The sequence below is a fragment of the Shinella zoogloeoides genome (genome assembly GCF_033705735.1).
Classification (GTDB): domain Bacteria; phylum Pseudomonadota; class Alphaproteobacteria; order Rhizobiales; family Rhizobiaceae; genus Shinella; species Shinella zoogloeoides_A.
The window spans coordinates 1,299,861-1,320,193 of record NZ_CP131131.1; the positions used below are offsets into that span (position 1 = coordinate 1,299,861).

The following is a 20,333-nucleotide window of genomic DNA, read 5'->3' on the forward strand; positions in this document are numbered from 1 at the left end:
AGAGACGATAACTACGTCAGCGCAGATCAATCGCTTTGAAGGCTTGAACACCTACAAGCAGCGCATCACCGCCACACCCTACCAGCACGAACCTTGCCCTCCAGATGGCGCTTGGTACGGAACGGCCTGACCTCTGGCTCGTACTTCTCGGTCAGCGCCTCGAACACGGCCTCGCTCTCACGAGCATCGAAGCCTTGGAGGACCAGTTCGGCAACGATTTCCCCGCAGAGCTTGTCGAGTGCCTCGTCCCGTTTCCGCGCCTTCTTCGCCGTCACGATCATCTGCCACAAAAAGGTACGGGCAATGTCGTCCCGCGTCGGCCGCCTGCGCTCGCGGGCATCGTCCCTCACCTTCTGCTGACGAACTCGCTGCTCTGCATTCCGCTGTCGTATCGATTTCCTTGCCATGTGCCTGTCTCCTCTGTTGGAGACCAAGCGTCGCCGCCAGCGATGCAAGCGACAAACCCAGTTTGCAAGATGCTGCATCCTCGCCCGTAAACGACGTTTCCTGCAAACATGGTTTGCACATGAATCGCCGTTTCGGAGTCCTGCAACGCGGATTCCGCATCGGGAATCGTGTCAGGGTAAATTGAGATGATGTGTCCTAAATCGCCCGCAACCTGCATCGGATCACCTTAAATCGGCCTGACGCGGATCAGCGTGCGGGCACGGCACAATACCGTGTCCGCACGCTGATGTGGCTTGACGACAAGGTCTTGGCTCAGGCCGCTCCGCCATTCGCGCTGTCGATCATCTCCCGCAGTTCGTCGCCCGCGATGATCCCGGTCGCGCTGAGGCGTGTCGCGATCTCGCGGTGAAGGTCATGATGCTCCTCGATCAGCTTTCGGGCGATGGTCTCGGCGGTGATGAGGCGCGCATTGACCCGGTCGGCGAGTTCACGGTCGTAGGCCAGCTCATTCACCGCCGCGCCGGGCGAGCGATAGACAAGAGGCTGATGACAGGAGAAGCCAAGCCTTGTCTCGGCAGCGAGCGCCATATCCATGGCCCGCGCCAGATCGCTCTCTTCGCCTGCGCCGGCTCCGGCAAGCACCTCACCGACGATCAGCATCTCCGCCACCCGTCCCGCCAGGATCGCCGCCATGGTGTTCATCAGCCACGCCTCGTTCTGCGGCAGATGATGATGTGCCGCGGTCGCAACCATGCCAAGGCCATGAAGCCCGATGCTTGCCGCCTTCACTTCGGCAATGCCGGTGAGCGTATAGACCAGTGCGTGGCCTGCCTCATGCACACTTGCCCGCCAGCGCAGATCGTCAGACATTACGGCCTGCCCATCGCGCAAGGCGGCCTCCAGATCGGCCCACGTCATGGTCCGCCCTTCGCGCCGCAGCTTTCGCCGTACTTCCCGGACAAGACGTTCGATGTCAGCGCCAGTTTTACCCAACGCCAGCATCGCGAGCGGACGCAGACCGTTCAAGGATGAAGAATGACCAACCGTATCAGTCATGGCGGGGTCCTTTCTCTGCCTGCGGTTTCTGGACAGATTTGCGCCGCACGGGCGGCTTCCCGTTGATCGGTGTTGGCGGGCGCAAACGTCGTGGCGGTGTTGTCGCCGGTGCAGGCGCGGAAGCCAACACCGCCTCGAGATCATCCCCGAGGTGGTGGCCGAGAATGCCGATCAAGGTTTCCGCATCCGGCATCGGAATGCGCACATGCGTCTCCAGCCGCCCAGAGCGCAGGATCGCCGGGTCGATCTTCTCCGGGAGATTGGTGGCACCGATGACGATGACACCCTCGGACTTCGAAGCCCCGTCCAGCAGCTCCAGCAGACGGTTGATCAGCGACGTCCAGTAATCGTCGTAATTCCGGCTCCCTGCTCCCTGTCGTGTGCCGATATTGTCGATCTCGTCGATGAACAGGATGGCGGGCGCTTTTTCCCCGGCGAGGGCAAACGCGCCTGACATTCTCCTCAGCACCTCGCCGAGATAGCCGGGCTCCAGCCAGTTGGCGACAGATGTGGCAAGCAGCGGCACTTGCAGCGTGTTGCAGAGCGCACGGGCGAAGGTGGTCTTGCCGGTTCCAGGCGGTCCCGACAACAGGAGCTTCGTGCTCATCTCGTCCCAGCGCAGTTTCCCATCCCGCCAGAGCGACAGATCGGCCTTGAGGTCGAGCGCCCAGTCGCGCGCCGGACCATAACCGGCGAGCGCCTCGACGGAAAGGAGACGGTCTTTCGTCGGCGGCTTTCCTGCCGCTGCATTCGCCCCTTCATGGCCACCGACGGCGTTGACCGCAACAGGCTCGACCACCTCCACGCCGACATCCTGCGGCTTCTTCTTTGCTGCCTCCTTGCTGCGCGAGGATGCCGCACCCGCTCGCTCTTTGCCCGACCGCCGTGTTCGGCTGTTGGTATCCTTGCCGTCCCTTTCATCGCCATCCTCCGTCGCAAGGCGTTCGATGAGCATGGCCAGGATCGACAGCGTCTGCTCGGCACTCCGTCCCGGACGGATCGCAAGGGCGATATCGTCAAGCGTCAGTCCCGCCGGATCGAAGGCCATGTCGTCCATGACCGCAAAACCTTGCTTCGGGGGGATGCCGGCGCAGATCTGCAGCAGCTCGGCGATCGTTTCGTGATCGATGCCCCCGCATTCGAGCACAAGGTCGGCGGTCTCGGTGACGACGGGTGTCAAAGCGGACACGGTTTCGTCGACCAGCAAGATCGGCGCGGGCTCATCGAGGAGCGTCTGGCGAAACTGCCGGCGGATATCCTTGTCGTTCGTGACCTCGACGGCAATGCCCGATAGCGTCTTCATCTTGCGCCTATTCACAGTGGAATGCTGCTGCCGGTATCGGCCGGACAATGGATTCTCGCGCAACACATCCTCGAGCGCGGCCCGGAACGGCAAAAGCAATCCATCCTCGAGCATCATGCCGACGCACAGCTCGAAGCGCGGCACAGGTGCTTTCAGCAGAACGAGCGGTGCTGAAGGACGCAGCGCTTCGATCAGCGTCTGCATATCCGGCAAGCTGGCGCCGATGGCGCGGGCTACAAGGAGCGCGACAGCCGCATGGACCGGATTCGGCGGCGGCAGGTGCTCACGCAGCAGAGCGGCGACATAGGGGAATGCAATGTTGGGCGCAGCACCCGCGGTGCGGCTGCCTGCTTTCATTCGTCGTGCTCTCCTGGTCTTACCCGCTTGCTGTTCGTCGGGTGCTCCGATCGTCTGGCATTCGAATGTCACGACCCCATCGGCCGCATCCTCATCCGGCCCGATGAAGATCACAGGCCCGTCGCCATGTTGCAGCGGAGCACGGCCCATACCGATCATCCGGGCGATAACCCTACGGTCCTGAGCCGGATTGCCGGTCAGGAGATACCGCGCCTGATCGGCCACCCTCCAGCTCGTACCGTTCCGTTCCTCGCCGCCGATGAAGGCGGAGGCCAGCAGCCCCGCATCAACGGCCCGCTCATAGAGCGTCAGCACGGCGCGGCGGCGAAGGCGCTTCAACAGGTAGCGCGTCATGCGGTCTGTCAGCGTCTCCATCATACATCCTCCCCGGACAGAGACCTGCAAAACCGGCGGTTTCCCGTCAGCCATTCATGCACCACGCGGCAGGTCGGATCGCCCTGGTCACAGAGATCGAGCAACCAGCTCCGCAGCTGCGGCGGCAGGCTGTCGAGACGAACACCCTTTCGGCGGGCGAAGTGGACCGATGCCTTGACGACGGATTCGACAAGCGCGGCGTAGTCCTCGGCGGAGACGTCGACAGGTGCGACGGCGGCGACCTCGGCTGCACGGTCGGATGTCGCAGGAACCGTCATCACCGGCGGTGATCGGTGGATCGGGAAAGGAAGAATGTTGAAAGTCGGTTGCGTCATGGCAGACGTCTCCTATCGCCTGTCCGGGATGCGGCAGGCAGCAAAACAGTTCAGAACGGAATGAAGAGAGTTGCCGGACCGGCTACGGACTGGCGGCCCGCGGTGCGCGTGCAAAGCCGATCGACACGGGAAGCCGTGTCGAGCCGCAGACATCGTCGTCACCGCAATGAAGCGTCGGCCGTTTCTCAGCCTTGCCGCCGGCATGTCGCCGGCCCGTCAGCGCCATCGACCAGTTCTCCTCGATCCGGTGCTGGAAGAGTTCGCGCAGCTGCGCCATCGCGTTGCCCGCGCCGTTGACCTCAAGAAGATGGTCGAGATGGGAAAGCGGCCAGACACCGCCATCGATGTCCGCCTTCTGGTTCGAGGCGTTGAGGATCACCACACGGACTTCCTTCGCGCGAAGACGACGATGTTCCTTGTAGAGCAGGTCCGGGACAACCAGCGCGGCCGCCAGCATCCTGCTCTTCAGTTCCGCAATGCGCGACAGCTCGTATGAGCCGAGACTTCGCTTCACGTCGACCAGATGTGCGACCTCGCTCCGCCTGTTCAGGATCAGGAGATCGGGCGTGTAAGTCTTGCGCCCGCCGCTGTCAGCATCAAGGCTGAGTGAGCGATAGAGCGAAGGATCGTTCATCTCGACCAGTTCGCTTGCGGCCTTCGTGACTGGCAGACGGAGGTTCTGCGTCAGAACGACAAGGTCCGGATTGCGTCCGGCGACGAGGCCGATGCCGCGCTCCAGCAATCTGCCTTCGGCGGCCGGCACGGCGCGCAGAACGGAGGTCACCTCGGTCATGCCCGCATTGAGAGCGCAGCCGAGCGTGTCGCGAGAGAGGCCAGACGCGACGATCTCGTCGACGAGGGCTTCGAGGGAAGGCTGCAGGACCGCGAGGTCTGCGGCGTGGGGATAGGCGGGCGTTGTTCCGCCGTCGGTGTTCAGGTTCATCAAATCTCTCCTGTCGAGGATCAGGATCGCCAGCACAGCAGACGGCGGACACGGGTCCGCGCATGCGGAAATGATTTCCGCATCGACCGATGCAAACCGACGATCGGTTGCGATCAGCCGTGAGCGCGCGACGGCGGCGCGGAACGACGGGTTTCGACAGGAGAACGGAGAGAAGATGCTTCCACGCAGGAAGCGAAGCGGATAAGGGTCGACATGGCCGGTAGCCTTTCACAACAAGGTTTCTGGTCAGGCCCTCGTTCGGTGTTGGTAGCACCGGCGGGGGCCGCTAAGTATCTGCAGATGTTTCCGTTTCCGCGGACCTTACTGGCATAGCCCGGAGAAACCGTTCCGGCAAGCGATCGGAACACATCCGGAACAGACTGTGCTCCGGTATGGTTAACGCCGAACGCGTGACCGGCAGACCCCAAACGTAAAAAGGCCCCGCACGATCGCGGGGCCTTTGGGTTTGAAGGCAAGGAGGGCATCACGCCGCCTGGCGGCTGTCCTGGTCACAAGCGGCCTCTCCGTCAGCATTGCCAATCTCGTCTACCTCACCAGGCAACGGCTCACCGTGGACGGCAAAACGCAGCAGCGGCACGACCTCATTCTGAAGCCAGGGAACGAAGTCGACACGAGCGGGCCAGGACTCGACCCCGCCCATCCGATAGAGCAGCTTCTGGACTTCACGCCAGCCAGTACCGGCGGGAAGATTGGCCGGCCGCCAATGCTCGGTCTTCACCATCTGAGCCTGGAGCGGCGCGGCGATGCTGTTGATGAGATCATATGCGTGCCGGCAGTCATGCACGACCTTCTTCTGCAGCGGGCTCTTCCACACAACCCTTCCGACGGCAAACGGCTCCAGCGCTTTCTCGATCTCCTTGAGCACCCCCGACACCAGCTCGCCGAACTTTACGGCATCCTGGGCGAGCTTCCACTCCGCGACCTTGCGAAGCCCGGCCGCACCGCCCGCATTGAGAATCGATGCATCACTCTTCGGCTTCGGCTTCGTGCCGAGCATCTCCCGGACATCCTTGACCTTGATGCGCTCGCCGCCGTCCATCCGCGCGACGACCGCCTCGATCGCCGCCGGCTCGCCCTTGGCCAGCTCGAACATCACCGTCGGCAGGACCGCATGCTTCAACAGAGTATCGCGATGGGCCCCGAGCCGCTCGTGGATGGAGATGTAGTTCCAGGCCGAACGGACGGTATAGTCGGAGAAGGTCTTGAGGTATTTTCCAAACCCCTTTTCCGGGACAAGCGCCTTGATCTCGGCAAAGCAGGCGCCGAGCTCGAAGGCGTGATGCGTGGAATCCCGGTTGAGCGAGACGATCTTTTCTGCCGCGCGCCGAAGCGCGTTGTCTGCTTCGGGCGTGAGGTCTCCGGCCGCGGCCGGCACCTTCGACGCTGGCTCGCCCTTCACCTTCTTCTGGTTGTTTTCCTTCAGCTTAATGACTTTGTTCATACGTGATCCTTTTTGGTTATCCAGCACGTTCGCTGTACCTATATGATCATCTGAACGTTCGAGCTTGTCAAATAAGCCGCAATATCAAGCCATTGATTACAAATATCTTTTACTGATTTTATTGAGTTTTTCGGAGCGCAAGACAGTCAAAAAGCACATAAACTGCGACAAGTTGACGCAGGAAGAATGGAGGGTCGTTACACTCGCCAAAATACAATCATAGATAGATTTATCAGTTCACCTGAGGTCGCGATCCGGCAATTATTTCTGCATCGGATGTCTTTCCCCGAACCAACACATGAAGGCTCAAATCTTAACCGCAAACCGCCTGCCGTGATCCTTCAAGGCCTACCTTCTTGCGTAGAACTGGTTTTCATGAAATAGTCTCGATAGGGATCGTTTTTCACAAGCAAGAATTATATTTCATGGATTCTGGGCAGCGGAAGCCTTTTTCACAAGACGTAACCGTTTTTCACAGTCGCTGGCTACCGGAGGCCGCAACCCCTGTTGGCTATGCAGCGCTGATCGACGTTTATGACCTGAACGTGCCGATGCCCATCACACTCTCGGCGATCGGCCAACGTCATAAAGTCTATCAGGCGGATGGCTGGAACCTATATACGCCACGCCACCAGCCGGATGCCGACCTTGAGGGGCATCTTGTCTTTGCCCTGCGTTATGAAGGGCTCGATCTCGCTGTCCTGAAAACGCTGTTCCGTGCCACCGGCCCGGAACCGATCACTGCAATCGTAAAAACCTCCCCGACAGGTGCCTACGCGCGGCGGCTCTGGTTTCTCTATGAATGGCTGCTCGGCGAGCGACTGAACCTGCCCGATGCGACCCAGGGCAGCTATGCGCTCATCGTCGATCCGACGCGGCAATGGGCCGTCGATGCCACCACGTCGCCGCGGCATCGGGTCAAGAACAACCTACCAGGAACGCCGGCCTTCTGTCCGATGGTTTTTCGCACATCCACGCTTGATGTGTTTGTAGCTCGCGGCTTGGGCGACGAGGCACGGCGGCTTATCGCGGATGTACCGGCGGATTTGCTGGCGCGTACAGCCGCCTTCCTGCTGCTCAAGGATTCCCGCTCGAGCTTCGAGATCGAAGGCGAGGACCCGCCGCAGGATCGCATCCAGCGCTGGGGACAAGTGATCGGCGAGGCAGGCCGCCGCCCTATCGATCGTGTGGAACTGGAGCGCCTTCAGCGCATCGTCATTGGGGATGCGCGTTTCGTCCATCTCGGATTGCGCGCCGAGGGCGGCTTCATCGGCGAGCACGACCGCCTGAGCCGCACGCCGATCCCTGACCACATCAGCGCGCGGCATGAGGACCTGCCGACGCTGGTTGACGGGCTAACGGCTTTCGACCGTGGTGCAGCGCGGCATCTCGATCCGGTGCTCGCCGCGGCGGTTCTTGCCTTTGGCTTCGTGTACATCCATCCATTCGAGGACGGCAACGGGCGCCTGCACCGTTATCTCATCCACCATGTCCTGGCGGAACGCGGCTTCAACCCACCTGGCTTGGTTTTCCCCGTCTCGGCCGTCATCCTCGACAGGATCGAAGACTATCGCAGGGTTCTGGAGACCTATTCCCGTCGTCTTCTGCCACATATCCGCTGGCGGCCAACGGACCGAGGGAATGTCGAGGTGGAGAACGAAACCGCGGATTTCTACCGCTATTTCGACGCCACGCCGCATGCCGAATTCCTGTTCGAATGTGTCGCCCGCACGGTCGACGTCGACCTGCCGGTAGAGACTGCGCTCCTCAGGGCATATGACAGTTTCAAAGCACGGGTCCAGGCCATGATCGATATGCCGGACAGGTTGCTCGATCTGCTGTTTCGGTTCCTGACCAGAACGACGGCAAACTCTCCAAGCGTGCCCGCGAACGCGAGTTCGCCGCCCTTACCGACGAAGAAGCCGTTCGCATAGAGGCGATCTACGAGGAGACATGACCGTCCTCTCTTCGGTGTCTTGGAGACGGTGCGGCATGCCCTCCCTCAGACACGAGAAGGAGACGTAATTCAAGAACTCAGCACCCACATTCCATAGTTGAGTTCTTGATTTTTTAGCTGCGATCATCACAACCATTAAAATGCTTCTTAAAAATTCAAGAGCTCATATATTTTATTGATTTCATTAATTAAAGAACTCGATTACAACACTCATCTGGAATTGAGAATGAACGCGGAATAGTTGCATATTTGGAGTTGACAGTTACGGGGCCGGCCGTGTTTCTGAAACAGACAGAAACGACGTGGAGGCCGCGCATATGGATGATGAGGAACCCGACGACCTGGAACTCAGCCGGCGGATGCTGGCCGACCTCGAAGAGCTAAACGCTGACTTCCAAGCCGGTATGAGCCGGCTCCTCACAAAGTTTCATGCAGCCGAGGACGGTCTCAAGGTCGAGGCGATGGGCATGACTCCGAGAACCTTTGGCGACGATACTCCCCTGAAGCTCAAGGACGCAATCTACCTGCCGATCCTCGGCGGCGAGGTTCTGCGCAATGGCGCGCGCATCGCCAGCCCCACGTTCAAGGTCAGTTCACTCGACGGGGCAATCAAAGCGGGCCATCTCGAAGGAAAAATCATCCGCGGCAAGATGACCGTCACCGTGAAGGCGCTGCGTGACTGGCTCGAACGAGGCGCTCCGTCCTCCACCTCGACACCCGAAAGACCGCCGCAGACATCTGCCGTACGCGAAAACCGCAACCAGGAACGCAAGATCGCGTCGAAAGAGAACGCGATTTCCATGCTCGACGACCTGCTCGGCAAAGCCCGCGAGAAGAAGAAATAGGGGGACGATATGGCGCGACCACGCCTTGGTGCCCGCGAGTGGTACGATGAGAAAACGGACAAGTTCTTCATCCGCGACATCGGTGACGATGGGAAGCCCGTAAAGTTCTCGCTCGGCTTCGGCAAGAAGGATACCCCTGATTATCTCAGGCGTGTTGAGGCCGAGAAAGCGAAATACATCGCGAAGAAGCATGCCGGCGGCGCTCGGAAGGTGAAGAACCAGGACACATCCGACGTTCTCGTTTCGGATGTCATCGCACTGTATGCCGATGTGCGGATCAGGAACTTCATCCCGGACAGGCACTACAAGAAAGCCGTCGCCCGGCCGGAAGACGTCATCAAACGCCTGAAGACCCTTGTCGAGTTTTTCGGTGACATGACGCTCGACGAACTCGATGAGGATAGTCGCGACGATTTCGTGAAATTCCTGCACCGCAAGGCTGTCGAGCGCGCGCACGATAAACACGAGCGCACCATGGCAAGATACCAGGAGCAGAAGGCGAAGTTCGACAAAGCGGCAGTAGCCCGGGTCGGCACGCGCCGCGAAGCGCTGGAGCCGAAACGAAAGGCTCCCATCATGCCGCAACCGTTCGACCCCAAGAGCGTCGAGTTCAAACCACTTGCCGCCCTGCGTTATCTGGAGGACCTGAACGCGGCGATCGCCTGCGCTCTCCGTCGCCGTCTGATCAGGGCCGACGTGCATATGCCCCTGACGGCGAAGTATGATCGTCGCACGACGATTTTCTCATTCGAGCAGGTCGTCCGCCTCATCTCACACGCGTATTTCAAGCGCGGGATGGGCTGGGTCGACGGGAAACCGAAACAAGGCCTCTATGTCTGGCGGCATCTCGCCCGCGCCATGCTCCTGCTCATCTGCACCGGGTCCCGTAAGACGCGTGTGACCCTTGCAAGCTTCAACGACGAAGGAGACCGGCCGTGGATCGAGCTGGTCGAGGCCTATGATCCGGAAACCGGAAAGAACAAGTGGCGGGGGTGGTTGCATCGTCTGGGCGACGACGAAGTGGAGCATGACAACAAGCGCGCTCCCAAGGTCGAGTTGAATCCGCTCGCCGTAAAATACTGCGTCCGATGGAAACGGCAGGGGATCATCTATCCGTGTCTCTTTCCATATAGCCCGTCGGGACAGGACGAACCGGGCGAGCTCGCCCAGGCGATGCGGAGGTGCTTCCGTGAGGTTCTTGGCGAGGATACCGATGCGGTCATCCACACGTTCCGGCACACGACCGCGACATGGCTATGTCAGCAACCACAGCTGCCCCTCGTCTCGATTGCCGGCTGGCTCGGCATGTCGGTCGAAACCCTCGTCACCACCTATGCGAAGTACCGGGAGGAAGACCTGAAGAAGGTGACCGATGCGTTCGCCGACATGGGGGATTTCGTCGGCCGGAAGGCCAGCAGGGTCGGACAGAAACTGACAGAAACTGACAGAAACGCGATGATCGAGATCATGTCGGATTCCTTCGATAGTAAAAAAAGCTCAATAATTTCAATCGTTAGATCGGGTTGTAAGGCAGCATAGAAGAGCTTGAGACACCCGTTCGGGACGTGGGGGTCGAGTGTTCGAATCACTCCACTCCGACCAGTTGAAATCCTTCCGAGCAAGGATTCACGGCCATCCCGGGGGCCGGCAAAGCTTCTCATGAAACTGATAAGTCGGACTTGCGTGAGGAAGTATCATTACTCCTTAGTCGGTCCCTTCGGCCAGAATTACAGAGACATTCCGGGTTTTCGAACTTCCGATGGCGGTGAGACGACGTGTTTCTCCAACGTCCTGCGAGATCTTCCTTCAAGAGTTCCCAAGCGGGATTGGACACATCACCCGCCGCAACATAGTCAAGGCCGAAAGCGATCTTTCGGCGTACTCCTCACCACCGAGACGAACCAGCGCGGCTTCGTGCGTCCTCCGCGATATCAACATCCGCCCGCCAGACGCTCAGAACGAGCGCGGGAAAGGCCCCTCGACCAGCCGGGACAAGGAAGGGATCGGCTGGTGCGCTCAGCCAGTTCAGCCCGCCCGCAAGAGTCCAGGGTGTCGGCGGGTGCCATTCTTTTGCACGCTAGCGCTCTTCGAGCCCGGACAGGCTGTCTGCCCATTGCAGCACGAAGGGTTCTTCTCAGAGGACGCCGGTAATGAAGCGGTCCAAGGCCGCCTGCGGCTTGTAAAGGCTTTTGATGAGAAAAGCTGCCAGCACACCCGTCAACGCCCCGCCCATGACATCGCTCACATAATGCGTTCCGACATAGACGCGCGAAATGGAAATGAGAAGGGCGGCTGCGAGAAAGGCGAGACCGCGTCTCGGCATGCTGTGCAGCAGAAGGCCGGCGGCGATGGCGAAGGCCGCCGTTGCATGGTCGGAGGGAAAGGAGGGATCGCCGCTTGGCGCGATCAGCAGATGGGTGATGCCGGCATCATAGGGACGGATGCGATCAATGAACAGGAGGATGATCTGGTTGATGCCGAGGCCGAGCAGGAAGGCGGGGCCGGTGGCGACGAGGGCGTGGCGTGTTTTGAGCCGGTCCGGGCCGCTCCACCAGTTGGCGGCAACCACAAGGACGAGCAGCGGAACACCATAGGCAGAGACGCAGACCATGATCCGGTCGGGAAAAGTGTCGCCGGCCAACGCATTGATCCAGCCTGTCAGGGTGGCATCGATCTCATACATGGACAGGTCCTCTGCGATCATCCCGGCGACACGCAATCGCTGTCGTTCCTGACACCGGCCTGAAGAAGTAGAACTGAAGGGGCGCCCCCTCAGGCTTTCCGATGAAAATCTATTCCGTAGTCGGAGGTGCGGACCTGGACCTACGGCATATCGTCCCCCAGTTGCGCAGATGGCCGCATGAAGATGCCCTTCCTTTGGTGGGAAACAGGCACGGCTAAACCGGGCGGCAGCTTTTGCAAGCGGATTGCCAAGGCACCAAACCAATGGTCGATGACAATCGATGCCCCGCGTGCAACCCGTCAAGCCCATTGCTTCGCTGCGGCAAGGCAGAAGGGTTGAAGCGGCCCTTGGCCATCACGGTCTGTTATATATCGTCGTGACGATGGGTTATTCGGTAATCCCGCTGATTACACCGGCAAGCACGCTGACGCAGTCGCCGGATTTGACAAGGCCGGGGAAATGGCGGGCGGCGAGGATGCCGTCCATTTTCGCCCTGACTTCCAGCGGCTGCACGCCGGTGCGGCCGACGGGATAGATCCGGGCGACGACGTCGCCATTCCTAACCGCTTCGCCTAGGTCGAAGAGCGGTTCGATCAGGCCGCCGTCCTCCGCGAAGGAGAAGCAGTTGCCATCGGGCATGTCGAGCCAGGTGGTCTCGGAGGCATCCGTCACCCCCTTCAGGATGCCCGCCGTCTTCAGCACGTTCCGGATGCCCCGTTTGGCGATGCCGGCACTTTTCGCGGTCGCCGTGCCGCCGCCGCCGAGCTCGGTGGTGATGAAGATCTTCCCCATTTCCTCCGCCGCCGTATCGTACATGCCGACCGCGTCGATCTCCAGCATCTTCATCGACCAGGGCGCACCGAAGGCGCTGACGAGCTCGAAGGCTTTCGCCTCCTGCACCTTGTCCGGCAGGATATGAGCGGCGCAGAAGGGCAGGAAATCCAAAGTCTTGCCGCCCGAGTGGAAGTCCAGCACGATATCGGCGAGCGGCAGCAGAACGCGCTGGAAATAATCGGCGATCTTCTGGGTCACCGTACCGTCGGGCGCGCCCGGAAAGCTGCGGTTCATGTTCCCCCTGTCGATCGGCGAGGTGCGCGTGCCGGCCAGGAAGGCCGGGTAGTTCATCGCGGGCACGATGATGATCCGGCCGCTCACCTCCTCCGCCTTCAATGACCGGGCGAGATCGAAGAGCGCGATCGGCCCCTCATATTCGTCGCCATGGTTGCCGCCGGTGAGAAGGGCGGTCGGGCCCTCCCCGTTCTTCACCACCGTTATCGGGATCATTACCGAACCCCAGGCGGAATCGTCCCGGCTGTAGGGAAGGCGCAGGAAGCCGTGCTGCACGCCCCCGGCCGAAAAATCGACCGTGGGGATGATGGGAGATGCGCGCATGGCTCAATCCTTCACGAGAAGCTTGCGCGGCACATTGGCCAGGCATTCGACGCCGGTTTCGGTGATCAGGATGCTTTCCGTCGTCTCGAAGCCCATGTCTTCGAGCCAGAGCCCCGTCATGAAATGGAAGGTCATGCCCGGCTTCAGTTCGCTGCGGTCGCCGGGGCGCAGGCTCATCGTGCGCTCGCCCCAGTCCGGCGGATAGGAAACGCCGATGCCGTAGCCCGTGCGATTGTCCTTCACGATTCCGTATTTCTTGAGCACCGCGAAGAAGGCATTGGCGATGTCCTCGCAAGTATTGCCCGGCTTCGCCACTGCAAGGCCCGCCTCCATGCCTTCCAGCGTCGCCTTTTCCGCATCAAGGAAAGCCTGCGTCGGCTTGCCGAGGAAGACCGTGCGCGACAGCGGCACGTGGTAGCGGTGATAGCAGCCGGCGATCTCGAAGAAGGTACCCTCGCCCGACTGCATCGGCCGGTCGTCCCAGGTGAGATGCGGCGCGGAAGCCTCGACACCGGAGGGCAAGAGCGGCACGATGGCCGGATAATCGCCGCCGATGCCATCGACGCCGCGCGTGCCGGCATCGTAGATTTCCGCCACGAGATCGCATTTGCGCATGCCGACCTCGATCTTGTCGAAGATGCGCTCATGCATCTTCTCGACGATCCGCGCGGCATTGCGCATGTAGCGGATTTCCGTCTCGCTCTTGACGGCGCGCTGCCAGTTGACGAGCGCCGTGGCGTCGACGAAGCGGGCATTCGGCAGATGCTTCTGCAGCGAGGCGAAGGCCGCCGCCGAGAACCAGTAATTGTCCATCTCCACGCCGATGGTCAGCTTGTCGAGACCGCGCTCGGCGAGTTTCGCCGACAGATAGTCCATCGGGTGGCGCTCGGTGGACTGCACGTAATGGTCCGGATAGCCGATGATGTTCTCATGCTTCAGATAGGCGGTGAGCTTCGCGCCGTTGGCGTCCTGCCCGCGGCCGTACCAGATCGGCTCGCCCGTCGGCGGTACGACGACGCACTGGTGCACGTAGAAGGACCAGCCGTCATAGCCCGTCAGCCAGTTCATGTTCGACGGATCGCTGCAGATCAGCACGTCGATGCCCTTGGCTTCCATGGCCTTGCGCGTTTTTTGCAGACGCGCTTCATACTCCGGAAGCGTGAACTTCAGGTTCGCTTGTTTCATCGGTTTTTCCTCTATACCCGGCGAAAAGCCGGTCTCAACTCTCGAAGACCGTGCCGGCGCTCGCCCCCGCCGCACGGGCGGCGGCAAGGGTTGCGATGGCCGTGTCCTGAATGCCCGTGCCGGTCAGGTCCGCCACGGTGATCTCGTCGGGGCCGCTGCGGCCCGGCTTGCGCCCGGCGATGATCTCGCCGAGTTCGGGGAAAAGCGCGCCCTCCGTCACGAGGCCCGCTTCGATGGCGTGGTGCAGCTCACCGAGCCGGCGCGTCTGCCTGAGGCTGTCGGCGACATAGAGGCCGGCGCCGGTGATGACGGCCGGCTCGATCTCGTTCTTGTGCTCGGCATCCGAGCCCATCGCGGTGACATGCTGGCCGGGCTGGAGCCATTCGGCCTTGAGGACGGGCCTTTCCGAGGGCGTGGTGGTGACGACGATATCCGCCCCGTCGACCGCCGCCCGGCCATCCGCCACGGCGTGGACGGGAAAGCCGAGTTTCGCCGTCAGTTCCAGCGCCGCCGTCTCGGCCTTCGCCGCATCGCGCGCCCAGATGCGCGCCTCGCGGATCGGCCGGACGAGGCTCAAGGCCTCCAGTTGCAGTTTCGCCTGCATGCCGGCGCCGAAAATGGCGGCGACGGAGGCGTCCGGGCGCGAAAGATGGCGGGCCGCGACGGCGCCGGCCGCGGCGGTGCGCACATCCGTCAGGTAGCCGTTGTCGAGCAGCACGGCCTGCACGAGGCCGGTCTTGGTGGAGAACAGCACCATCAGGCCGTTGGTGCTGGGCAGGCCGATCTTCGGATTGTCGAAGAAGCCGGGGCTGATCTTGATCGCGAAACCATCGAGGCCGGGCACATAGGCCGTCTTCACATCCACCTCACCGTTCTGCTCGGGCATGTCGAGCCGCAGGATCGGCGGCATGACGACGGCCTTGGTGGCAAGCGCATGGAAGGCGTCCTCCACGCAGGCGATGGCTTCGAGATCGAGCGGAACGATGCGCCGCAGCTCCGCCTCGGTGAGTATCTTCATCGTCGTCACGCCGCGTCCTCCCGCAACAGTCCGGCCTCTCCATTGAGGACCCGCAGATGCTGGCCCATATCCACGTTGCGGCCGGAGAGAATGACCGCCACCGGCCCCTCCAGCCGGCCAAGCCGGCCGGTGAGCAGCGCTGCGATGCCGACGGCGCCGGCCCCTTCGATCACCTCGCGCTCCTCACCATAGGCATGCCGCATGCCGGCGGCGATCTCGGTTTCGGAGAGGAGGATCACGTCGTCCAGCAATGCGCGGCACATTTCGAACGTTACGGCATTGTCGAGCCCGATGCCGCCGCCCAGCGAATCGGCAAGGCTTGCCACCTCCTCGACCTGTACCGGCCGCCCGGCATCGAGGCTCGCCTTCATCGCGGCGCCCCGCTCCATGGTGAGGCCGATGACGCGGGTCCCGGGTGAACGTCCCTTCACCGCCGCGGCGACGCCTGCCGCCAGCCCGCCCCCCGAAAGCGGCACCAGTACCGTCGCCACGTCAGGCATGGCCTCGACGATTTCCAGCCCGAGCGTGCCCTGCCCCGCCACCACGGCCGTATCGTCGAAGGGCGGCACCATAACGAGGCCGTCTTCGGCGACCAGCCGGTCGACCTCCAACTGCGCCTCGTCCTGCGAGCCGCCGACGATGCGGACATTCGCGCCGAGCCGGCGGATTTCCGCGACTTTGTTATCGGGCACGAGCCGCGACATGCAGATCGTCGCGACCGATCCTTCCGCCTTGGCGGCATGGGCGAGCGCGCGGCCGTGATTACCCGTCGAGGCGGCGGCGACGCCCCGCGCCCGCTCTTCCGGCGAGAGCGACAGCACCGCATTCGTCGCACCGCGCAGCTTGAAGCTGCCGGTCGTCTGGTGATGTTCGAGCTTGAGACCGACGGGCACGCCGCAAAGCTCGGAGAGCGAGGCGGAGAGCGCGAACGGCGTGCGCCGGATCCGGCCTTCGATGCGCCGGGCCGCCTGTTCGATATCCGCCAGGATCACGGGAAGGTTCGTCATGCTCCGCGTCCCGAATAGGCGAGCGTCATCAGCCGGCCGAGCTCCGGCCGCGCCGCCTGGTCGCCGCAGAGGCGCAGGCATGCCCAGGCCGTCGCCAGGTTGCTGGTGACGACCGGCTTGCCGATGACCGTTTCGATTTCCGCCGCGACGCCTGCCGCCCGCACAGCCGTGCAGGAAATGAATAGCGCATCGCTGTCCGGCGCCATCGCCTCCCTGGCGAAGGCGACGATCTCGGCCGGGGAAATGCGCGCCATCTCGCGGTCGTCGGTCAGGCCGAGGCAGGTGAAACGGGCGATATCGAAGCCGAGCCCCAGGAAATAATCAGCCATCAGCCTGCTGGTTTCGAGCGTATAGGGCGTCAGCACGGAAATGCGCCTCGCATCGAGCGCCTTGAGGCCGGAAACCGCCGCGGCCGTGGGCGTGACGACGGCCGCGCCGGGTTTTGCGGCCCGCACGGCGGCCTCCACCTGCGCATCGCCGATGACGACGGAGGCGGAGGTGCAGGAATACATGACGACATCCAGCGGCTCGTCCGGCAGGATGAGCGCGGCGCCCGCCGTCAGCGAAGGCTGCATGGCACGCAGGTTTTCCGGCGTCACGGGATTGGCATAGGGGATGCGCGTCGCATAGACGCCGATCCGCTCGCTTGCCACCATGCGCTGGAAATCCACTTCCGTCGTGTGGTCGGTCGCAAGAATGATCAGGCCGACGCGTTTTGCCAGCGGCCGGTCGTCCAGCCCTGGTGCGCGCGAGGCGAGGGTGAGGTCGGTCATCCGCATCAGCGTTCCTCCAGCCGTGCGTAACGTTCTTCCAGCCAGCGCAGGAAGACGACGGAGATGAGGCTCATGATCAGGAAGAACACGCCGACCAGCGTCATCGGCTCGATATAGCGGTAGCTGCTGTTGGCGACGCTTTTCGCCTGGTTCATCAGCTCCAGCACGGTGATGGCCGAGAGCAGCGGCGTCTCCTTGAACATGGCGATGAGATAATTGGCGAGCGCGGGGATCATCGGCGGGATCGCCTGCGGCAGGATGACGTGGATCCAGGTCTGGCGCTCAGTGAGGTTCGTCGCCTTCGCCGCCTCCCACTGGCCGCGCGGCACGTTCTCGATGCCGGCGCGGTAGACCTCCGCGGCATAGGTGCCGTAATGCAGGCCGAGCCCGATGACGCCGGCCAGCAGCGCCGGCAGGCGGATGCCGATATCCGGCAGCACGTAGAAGATGAAGTAGAGTTGCACGAGCAGCGGCGTGCCGCGGATGAACTCCACGATGAAGCCTGTCGTTCTTGCGACCGGCTTCGGCGCGGTCATGCGCAGGATGGCGAAGATAAGGCCGACCACGGCGGCGACGGCGGCCCCGAGCACGGTCGCAAGGATCGTGATCTTCAGGCCCTCCAGGAGGGTCGGCATAATCTGCCAGACGAAATTCCAGTCCCACTCCATCGTCAGGTCCTCACACCATCGAGGCCGCGGGTGACCCGGCGCTCCAGCCAGCGCATGCCGTAGGAAATGGCGAGCGCCATCAGGAAATAAAGCACGAGGATGGTGGCGAAGGGGATCAGCGTGCTGCCCGTCTGCGCGCGCACCACCTGCGCCTGGAAGGTCATGTCGGTGAGCGAGATCAGCGAGACGACGGCCGTGCCCTTCAGGAGCTCGATGGCATTGTTGCCGAAAGTCGGCAGCATCAGGGGCAGCGCCTGCGGCAGGATGACGTGGCGCATCGCCTGGCCCCGCGAAAGGTTGAGCGCGATGCAGGCCTCCCGCTGCTCGCGGCCGATCGCCTTGACGGCCCCGCGCACCACCTCCGCCCCATAGGCGCCGACATTCAGCCCGAGCGCCAGGACACCGGCCTGCAGCGGCGAGAGCGTGACGCCCGCGAAAGGCAGGACGAAATAGACCCAGAAGAGCTGCACGAAGATCGAGGTGCCACGGAAGAACTCGATATAGGTCGTGGCGAGCGCCCTCACCGCCATGAAACGGCTGACACGGCCGAGGCCCGCGAGAAATGCCATGATGACGGCAAGCACCGAGCCCATGACGGTAAGCTCGAGCGTCACGAGCGCGCCTTGCAGGATCAGCCCTATATAGCCGGACCAGTCGGTCATGGTGTGTTCCAAGTTAGCTTCAACCGGGCAAAGCCTCTCATCCGCCTGCCGGCACCTTCTCCCCGCAAGCGGGGCGAAGGGCGAACCGGCATCGTTTTCCAGATCGTCAACGACGATGGGAAAACGGAGCCGCAAATCCCTTCTCCCCGTTCACGGGGAGAAGGTCGCGGCAGCGGGATGAGGGGCGAACCTGCCTCCATCACTTCGCCGCGCAAAGCTTCTCGCGCGTCGTCGACATCGCGGCCTTGGCGGAGAAGCCGTAGGGCTCGATGATCTTGGCGAATTCGCCGCTTTCCTTCAGCTTGGCGAGCTCCACGTCGAAGGCATCGCGCAGGGCCTCGTCGCCCTTCCTGAACGCCGCACCGTCGCAATAGACCGGAGCGCCCTCCACGGGGGCGACCACTTCGATCCCGGGATCGTTCGCCTTGGCGATAAGGTCGTTGATGGACAGGACCGGCAGCGAATAGGCATCGATACGGCCGTCCTGCAGCATCTTCAGGCCGCTCTGGCCATCCGGCACGACGATGACGCGGTCACGCGGCACGCCGGCTTCGAGCGCCAGCTTCTCCTCGGTACCGCCACCCGGCGCGCCGATCTTCGCATCCGGATTGTCGGCGATGTCCTTGTAGCTCTTGAGGCCGAGCGGATTGCCCTTCTTCAGCGCGAAGGCCTCGGCATCGCACAGGACCGGCTCGGAATAGGCGACGGCGGCACAGCGCTCCGGCTTCATGAAGAGGCCGGCGGTGATGACATCGTGGCGGCCTGCCTGCAGGCCGGGGATCATCGCGCCGTATTCGGAAATGGAGGCGACGATATCGGCGACCCCGAGGCGCTTGAAGACCTCCCGCGCCACATCCGGAGCCGCCCCCGAAACCTTGCCGTCGGCGGCGACCGCCGTGAACGGCGGCTCGTTGGCGATGGCGACGCGGGCAAAGCCCTGCGCCTTGAGCTGCTCAAGCTTGCTGTCATCGGCGGAAGCCGGCACGGCGGCCACAAGCGCCATCAGCGCGCTCGCGCCGGCAGCCATTTTCAAAAACGTCCTCATGCTCATTGTTGCGAACTCCTCTGGATGTCTCTGGTTGTTGTTTGAGGCCTTGTTCCCGAGCGGCGACGGCCACTCAGACGCGGTGCCCGGCCGCGATGATCTTGCGCAGGAAAGTCTGCGTGCGCTCCTGCCTGGGATTGCGGAAAATCTCGGCCGGCTTGCCTTCCTCGACGATCTTTCCGCGGTCGAAGAAGAGGACGCGGTCGGCGAAATCGTGGGCAAAGCCCATTTCATGGGTGACGAGCAGCATGGTCATGTCCGTCTCGGCGGCAAGCTTGCGCATGACGTTCAGCACCTCCTCGACGAGCTCCGGGTCAAGCGCCGAGGTCACCTCGTCGAACAGCATGATCTTGGGGGAAAGCGCCAGGGCGCGGGCGATGGCGACGCGCTGCTTCTGTCCGCCGGACAGTTGGGCGGGCATGTTCTTCGCCTTGTCGGCAAGGCCCACCATGTCGAGAAGCTCCATCGCCCGCTTTTCCGCCGCCGCCTTTGCCACACCCTTCGTCAGCATCGGGGCAAGCGTGACATTGTCGAGCACGCATTTGTGCGGGAAGAGGTTGAAGTGCTGGAAGACCATGCCGATCTTCTCGCGCATCCTGTGCAGATGCCGGTCGTCGGCCGGCACGAGGCTGCCGTTCTTCGGCATGTGGTAGAGCTGGTCGCCGTCGACCTCGATATGACCGCCGCTGATGCTCTCCAGCGTCATCAGGATGCGCAGGATCGTCGTCTTGCCGGAGCCGGACGGACCGATAAGGGCGAGCTTCTCGCCCGGCAGCACCTCCATCGACAATCCGTCGAGCACGGTCAAAGGACCGTAGCGCTTCGTGATGTTGTCGATGCGGATGATGGATGCGGCCAT

At 62.4% G+C, this 20,333-nt stretch carries 18 protein-coding genes and 1 pseudogene; 3 read left to right on the forward strand and 16 right to left on the reverse strand.

The window, feature by feature from the left end; all coding sequences use genetic code 11:
- Nucleotides 1-65: 65 nt before the first annotated feature.
- The 6 genes from ShzoTeo12_RS23730 to ShzoTeo12_RS23755 all read right to left on the reverse strand — a co-directional run bounded on the left by ShzoTeo12_RS23730 (nucleotide 66) and on the right by ShzoTeo12_RS23755 (nucleotide 6,266).
- The gene (locus ShzoTeo12_RS23730; protein ID WP_318912735.1) at nucleotides 66-407 is read right to left on the reverse strand and encodes a hypothetical protein; all 342 of its coding nucleotides are present in this window, start codon (nucleotides 405-407) and stop codon (nucleotides 66-68) included.
- Between the two features lie 313 nt (nucleotides 408-720).
- The gene (locus ShzoTeo12_RS23735; protein ID WP_318912736.1) at nucleotides 721-1,464 is read right to left on the reverse strand and encodes a hypothetical protein; all 744 of its coding nucleotides are present in this window, start codon (nucleotides 1,462-1,464) and stop codon (nucleotides 721-723) included.
- A complete protein-coding gene (locus ShzoTeo12_RS23740) occupies nucleotides 1,457-3,502 on the reverse strand; it encodes an ATP-binding protein (RefSeq protein ID WP_318912737.1) in 2,046 nt (681 codons plus the stop codon). The genes ShzoTeo12_RS23735 and ShzoTeo12_RS23740 overlap by 8 nt, the downstream gene beginning before the upstream one ends.
- A complete protein-coding gene (locus ShzoTeo12_RS23745) occupies nucleotides 3,499-3,834 on the reverse strand; it encodes a hypothetical protein (protein WP_318912738.1) in 336 nt (111 codons plus the stop codon). Before ShzoTeo12_RS23745 ends, ShzoTeo12_RS23740 begins: the two co-directional genes overlap by 4 nt.
- A gap of 82 nt (nucleotides 3,835-3,916) precedes the next feature.
- Nucleotides 3,917-4,777 carry a hypothetical protein gene (locus tag ShzoTeo12_RS23750; RefSeq protein ID WP_318912739.1) on the reverse strand — a complete coding sequence of 287 codons (861 nt, stop codon included), beginning with the start codon at nucleotides 4,775-4,777 and terminating at the stop codon, nucleotides 3,917-3,919.
- Between the two features lie 484 nt (nucleotides 4,778-5,261).
- Nucleotides 5,262-6,266: a hypothetical protein gene (locus ShzoTeo12_RS23755; protein ID WP_318912740.1), complete on the reverse strand. Its 1,005-nt coding sequence runs from the start codon at nucleotides 6,264-6,266 to the stop codon at nucleotides 5,262-5,264.
- Between the two features lie 398 nt (nucleotides 6,267-6,664).
- Between ShzoTeo12_RS23755 and ShzoTeo12_RS23760 the strand changes: the two are divergent.
- From ShzoTeo12_RS23760 to ShzoTeo12_RS23770, 3 genes and pseudogenes are all read left to right on the forward strand, one after another.
- Nucleotides 6,665-8,196, forward strand: a pseudogene (locus tag ShzoTeo12_RS23760) (Fic family protein).
- Between the two features lie 317 nt (nucleotides 8,197-8,513).
- On the forward strand, nucleotides 8,514-9,041 hold the full coding sequence (locus ShzoTeo12_RS23765; RefSeq protein ID WP_318912741.1) for a hypothetical protein: 528 nt from the start codon (nucleotides 8,514-8,516) through the stop codon (nucleotides 9,039-9,041).
- A gap of 9 nt (nucleotides 9,042-9,050) precedes the next feature.
- Nucleotides 9,051-10,580: a hypothetical protein gene (locus ShzoTeo12_RS23770; RefSeq protein WP_318912742.1), complete on the forward strand. Its 1,530-nt coding sequence runs from the start codon at nucleotides 9,051-9,053 to the stop codon at nucleotides 10,578-10,580.
- A gap of 595 nt (nucleotides 10,581-11,175) precedes the next feature.
- Here ShzoTeo12_RS23770 and ShzoTeo12_RS23775 read toward each other — a convergent pair.
- The 10 genes from ShzoTeo12_RS23775 to ehuA form a co-directional block, all read right to left on the reverse strand.
- Nucleotides 11,176-11,724, reverse strand: coding sequence for a phosphatase PAP2 family protein (locus ShzoTeo12_RS23775; protein WP_318912743.1), 549 nt, complete (start codon nucleotides 11,722-11,724; stop codon nucleotides 11,176-11,178).
- A 387-nt stretch (nucleotides 11,725-12,111) separates the two neighbouring features.
- Nucleotides 12,112-13,116, reverse strand: a complete 1,005-nt coding sequence (doeB, locus tag ShzoTeo12_RS23780) for a N(2)-acetyl-L-2,4-diaminobutanoate deacetylase DoeB (RefSeq protein ID WP_318912744.1) — start codon at nucleotides 13,114-13,116, stop codon at nucleotides 12,112-12,114.
- A 3-nt stretch (nucleotides 13,117-13,119) separates the two neighbouring features.
- Nucleotides 13,120-14,301: an ectoine hydrolase DoeA gene (doeA, locus tag ShzoTeo12_RS23785; RefSeq protein ID WP_119255525.1), complete on the reverse strand. Its 1,182-nt coding sequence runs from the start codon at nucleotides 14,299-14,301 to the stop codon at nucleotides 13,120-13,122.
- 34 nt (nucleotides 14,302-14,335) lie between these two features.
- A complete protein-coding gene (gene eutC, locus ShzoTeo12_RS23790) occupies nucleotides 14,336-15,328 on the reverse strand; it encodes an ectoine utilization protein EutC (RefSeq protein WP_318912745.1) in 993 nt (330 codons plus the stop codon).
- On the reverse strand, nucleotides 15,325-16,326 hold the full coding sequence (gene eutB, locus ShzoTeo12_RS23795) for a hydroxyectoine utilization dehydratase EutB (protein WP_318912746.1): 1,002 nt from the start codon (nucleotides 16,324-16,326) through the stop codon (nucleotides 15,325-15,327). Before eutB ends, eutC begins: the two co-directional genes overlap by 4 nt.
- Complete coding sequence (eutA, locus tag ShzoTeo12_RS23800) at nucleotides 16,323-17,105, reverse strand: ectoine utilization protein EutA (RefSeq protein ID WP_413251168.1); 783 nt, start codon at nucleotides 17,103-17,105, stop codon at nucleotides 16,323-16,325. Before eutA ends, eutB begins: the two co-directional genes overlap by 4 nt.
- Nucleotides 17,105-17,767: an ectoine/hydroxyectoine ABC transporter permease subunit EhuD gene (gene ehuD, locus ShzoTeo12_RS23805; protein WP_318912747.1), complete on the reverse strand. Its 663-nt coding sequence runs from the start codon at nucleotides 17,765-17,767 to the stop codon at nucleotides 17,105-17,107. Before ehuD ends, eutA begins: the two co-directional genes overlap by 1 nt.
- A gap of 2 nt (nucleotides 17,768-17,769) precedes the next feature.
- A complete protein-coding gene (ehuC, locus tag ShzoTeo12_RS23810) occupies nucleotides 17,770-18,429 on the reverse strand; it encodes an ectoine/hydroxyectoine ABC transporter permease subunit EhuC (RefSeq protein WP_318912748.1) in 660 nt (219 codons plus the stop codon).
- Between the two features lie 199 nt (nucleotides 18,430-18,628).
- The gene (gene ehuB / locus ShzoTeo12_RS23815) at nucleotides 18,629-19,480 is read right to left on the reverse strand and encodes an ectoine/hydroxyectoine ABC transporter substrate-binding protein EhuB (RefSeq protein WP_318912749.1); all 852 of its coding nucleotides are present in this window, start codon (nucleotides 19,478-19,480) and stop codon (nucleotides 18,629-18,631) included.
- Nucleotides 19,481-19,547: 67 nt separating this feature from the next.
- Entirely contained in the window at nucleotides 19,548-20,333 is a 786-nt protein-coding gene (gene ehuA, locus ShzoTeo12_RS23820; RefSeq protein WP_318912750.1) for an ectoine/hydroxyectoine ABC transporter ATP-binding protein EhuA, read from the reverse strand.

Excerpts from the sequence above, each read along its gene's own strand:
- ehuB (WP_318912749.1), bottom strand. The coding sequence starts at position 19,480 with ATGAGCATGAGGACGTTTTTGAAAATGGCTGCCGGCGCGAGCGCGCTG.
- doeA (WP_119255525.1), bottom strand. The coding sequence starts at position 14,301 with ATGAAACAAGCGAACCTGAAGTTCACGCTTCCGGAGTATGAAGCGCGT.
- eutB (WP_318912746.1), bottom strand. The coding sequence starts at position 16,326 with ATGACGAACCTTCCCGTGATCCTGGCGGATATCGAACAGGCGGCCCGG.
- ShzoTeo12_RS23745 (WP_318912738.1), bottom strand. The coding sequence starts at position 3,834 with ATGACGCAACCGACTTTCAACATTCTTCCTTTCCCGATCCACCGATCA.
- ShzoTeo12_RS23735 (WP_318912736.1), bottom strand. The coding sequence starts at position 1,464 with ATGACTGATACGGTTGGTCATTCTTCATCCTTGAACGGTCTGCGTCCG.
- ShzoTeo12_RS23730 (WP_318912735.1), bottom strand. The coding sequence starts at position 407 with ATGGCAAGGAAATCGATACGACAGCGGAATGCAGAGCAGCGAGTTCGT.
- ehuA (WP_318912750.1), bottom strand. The coding sequence starts at position 20,333 with ATGGCCGCATCCATCATCCGCATCGACAACATCACGAAGCGCTACGGT.
- doeB (WP_318912744.1), bottom strand. The coding sequence starts at position 13,116 with ATGCGCGCATCTCCCATCATCCCCACGGTCGATTTTTCGGCCGGGGGC.
- ShzoTeo12_RS23775 (WP_318912743.1), bottom strand. The coding sequence starts at position 11,724 with ATGTATGAGATCGATGCCACCCTGACAGGCTGGATCAATGCGTTGGCC.
- ShzoTeo12_RS23740 (WP_318912737.1), bottom strand. The coding sequence starts at position 3,502 with ATGATGGAGACGCTGACAGACCGCATGACGCGCTACCTGTTGAAGCGC.
- ehuC (WP_318912748.1), bottom strand. The coding sequence starts at position 18,429 with ATGACCGACTGGTCCGGCTATATAGGGCTGATCCTGCAAGGCGCGCTC.
- ShzoTeo12_RS23765 (WP_318912741.1), top strand. The coding sequence starts at position 8,514 with ATGGATGATGAGGAACCCGACGACCTGGAACTCAGCCGGCGGATGCTG.
- ShzoTeo12_RS23770 (WP_318912742.1), top strand. The coding sequence starts at position 9,051 with ATGGCGCGACCACGCCTTGGTGCCCGCGAGTGGTACGATGAGAAAACG.
- eutA (WP_413251168.1), bottom strand. The coding sequence starts at position 17,105 with ATGCGGATGACCGACCTCACCCTCGCCTCGCGCGCACCAGGGCTGGAC.
- ShzoTeo12_RS23750 (WP_318912739.1), bottom strand. The coding sequence starts at position 4,777 with ATGAACCTGAACACCGACGGCGGAACAACGCCCGCCTATCCCCACGCC.
- ehuD (WP_318912747.1), bottom strand. The coding sequence starts at position 17,767 with ATGGAGTGGGACTGGAATTTCGTCTGGCAGATTATGCCGACCCTCCTG.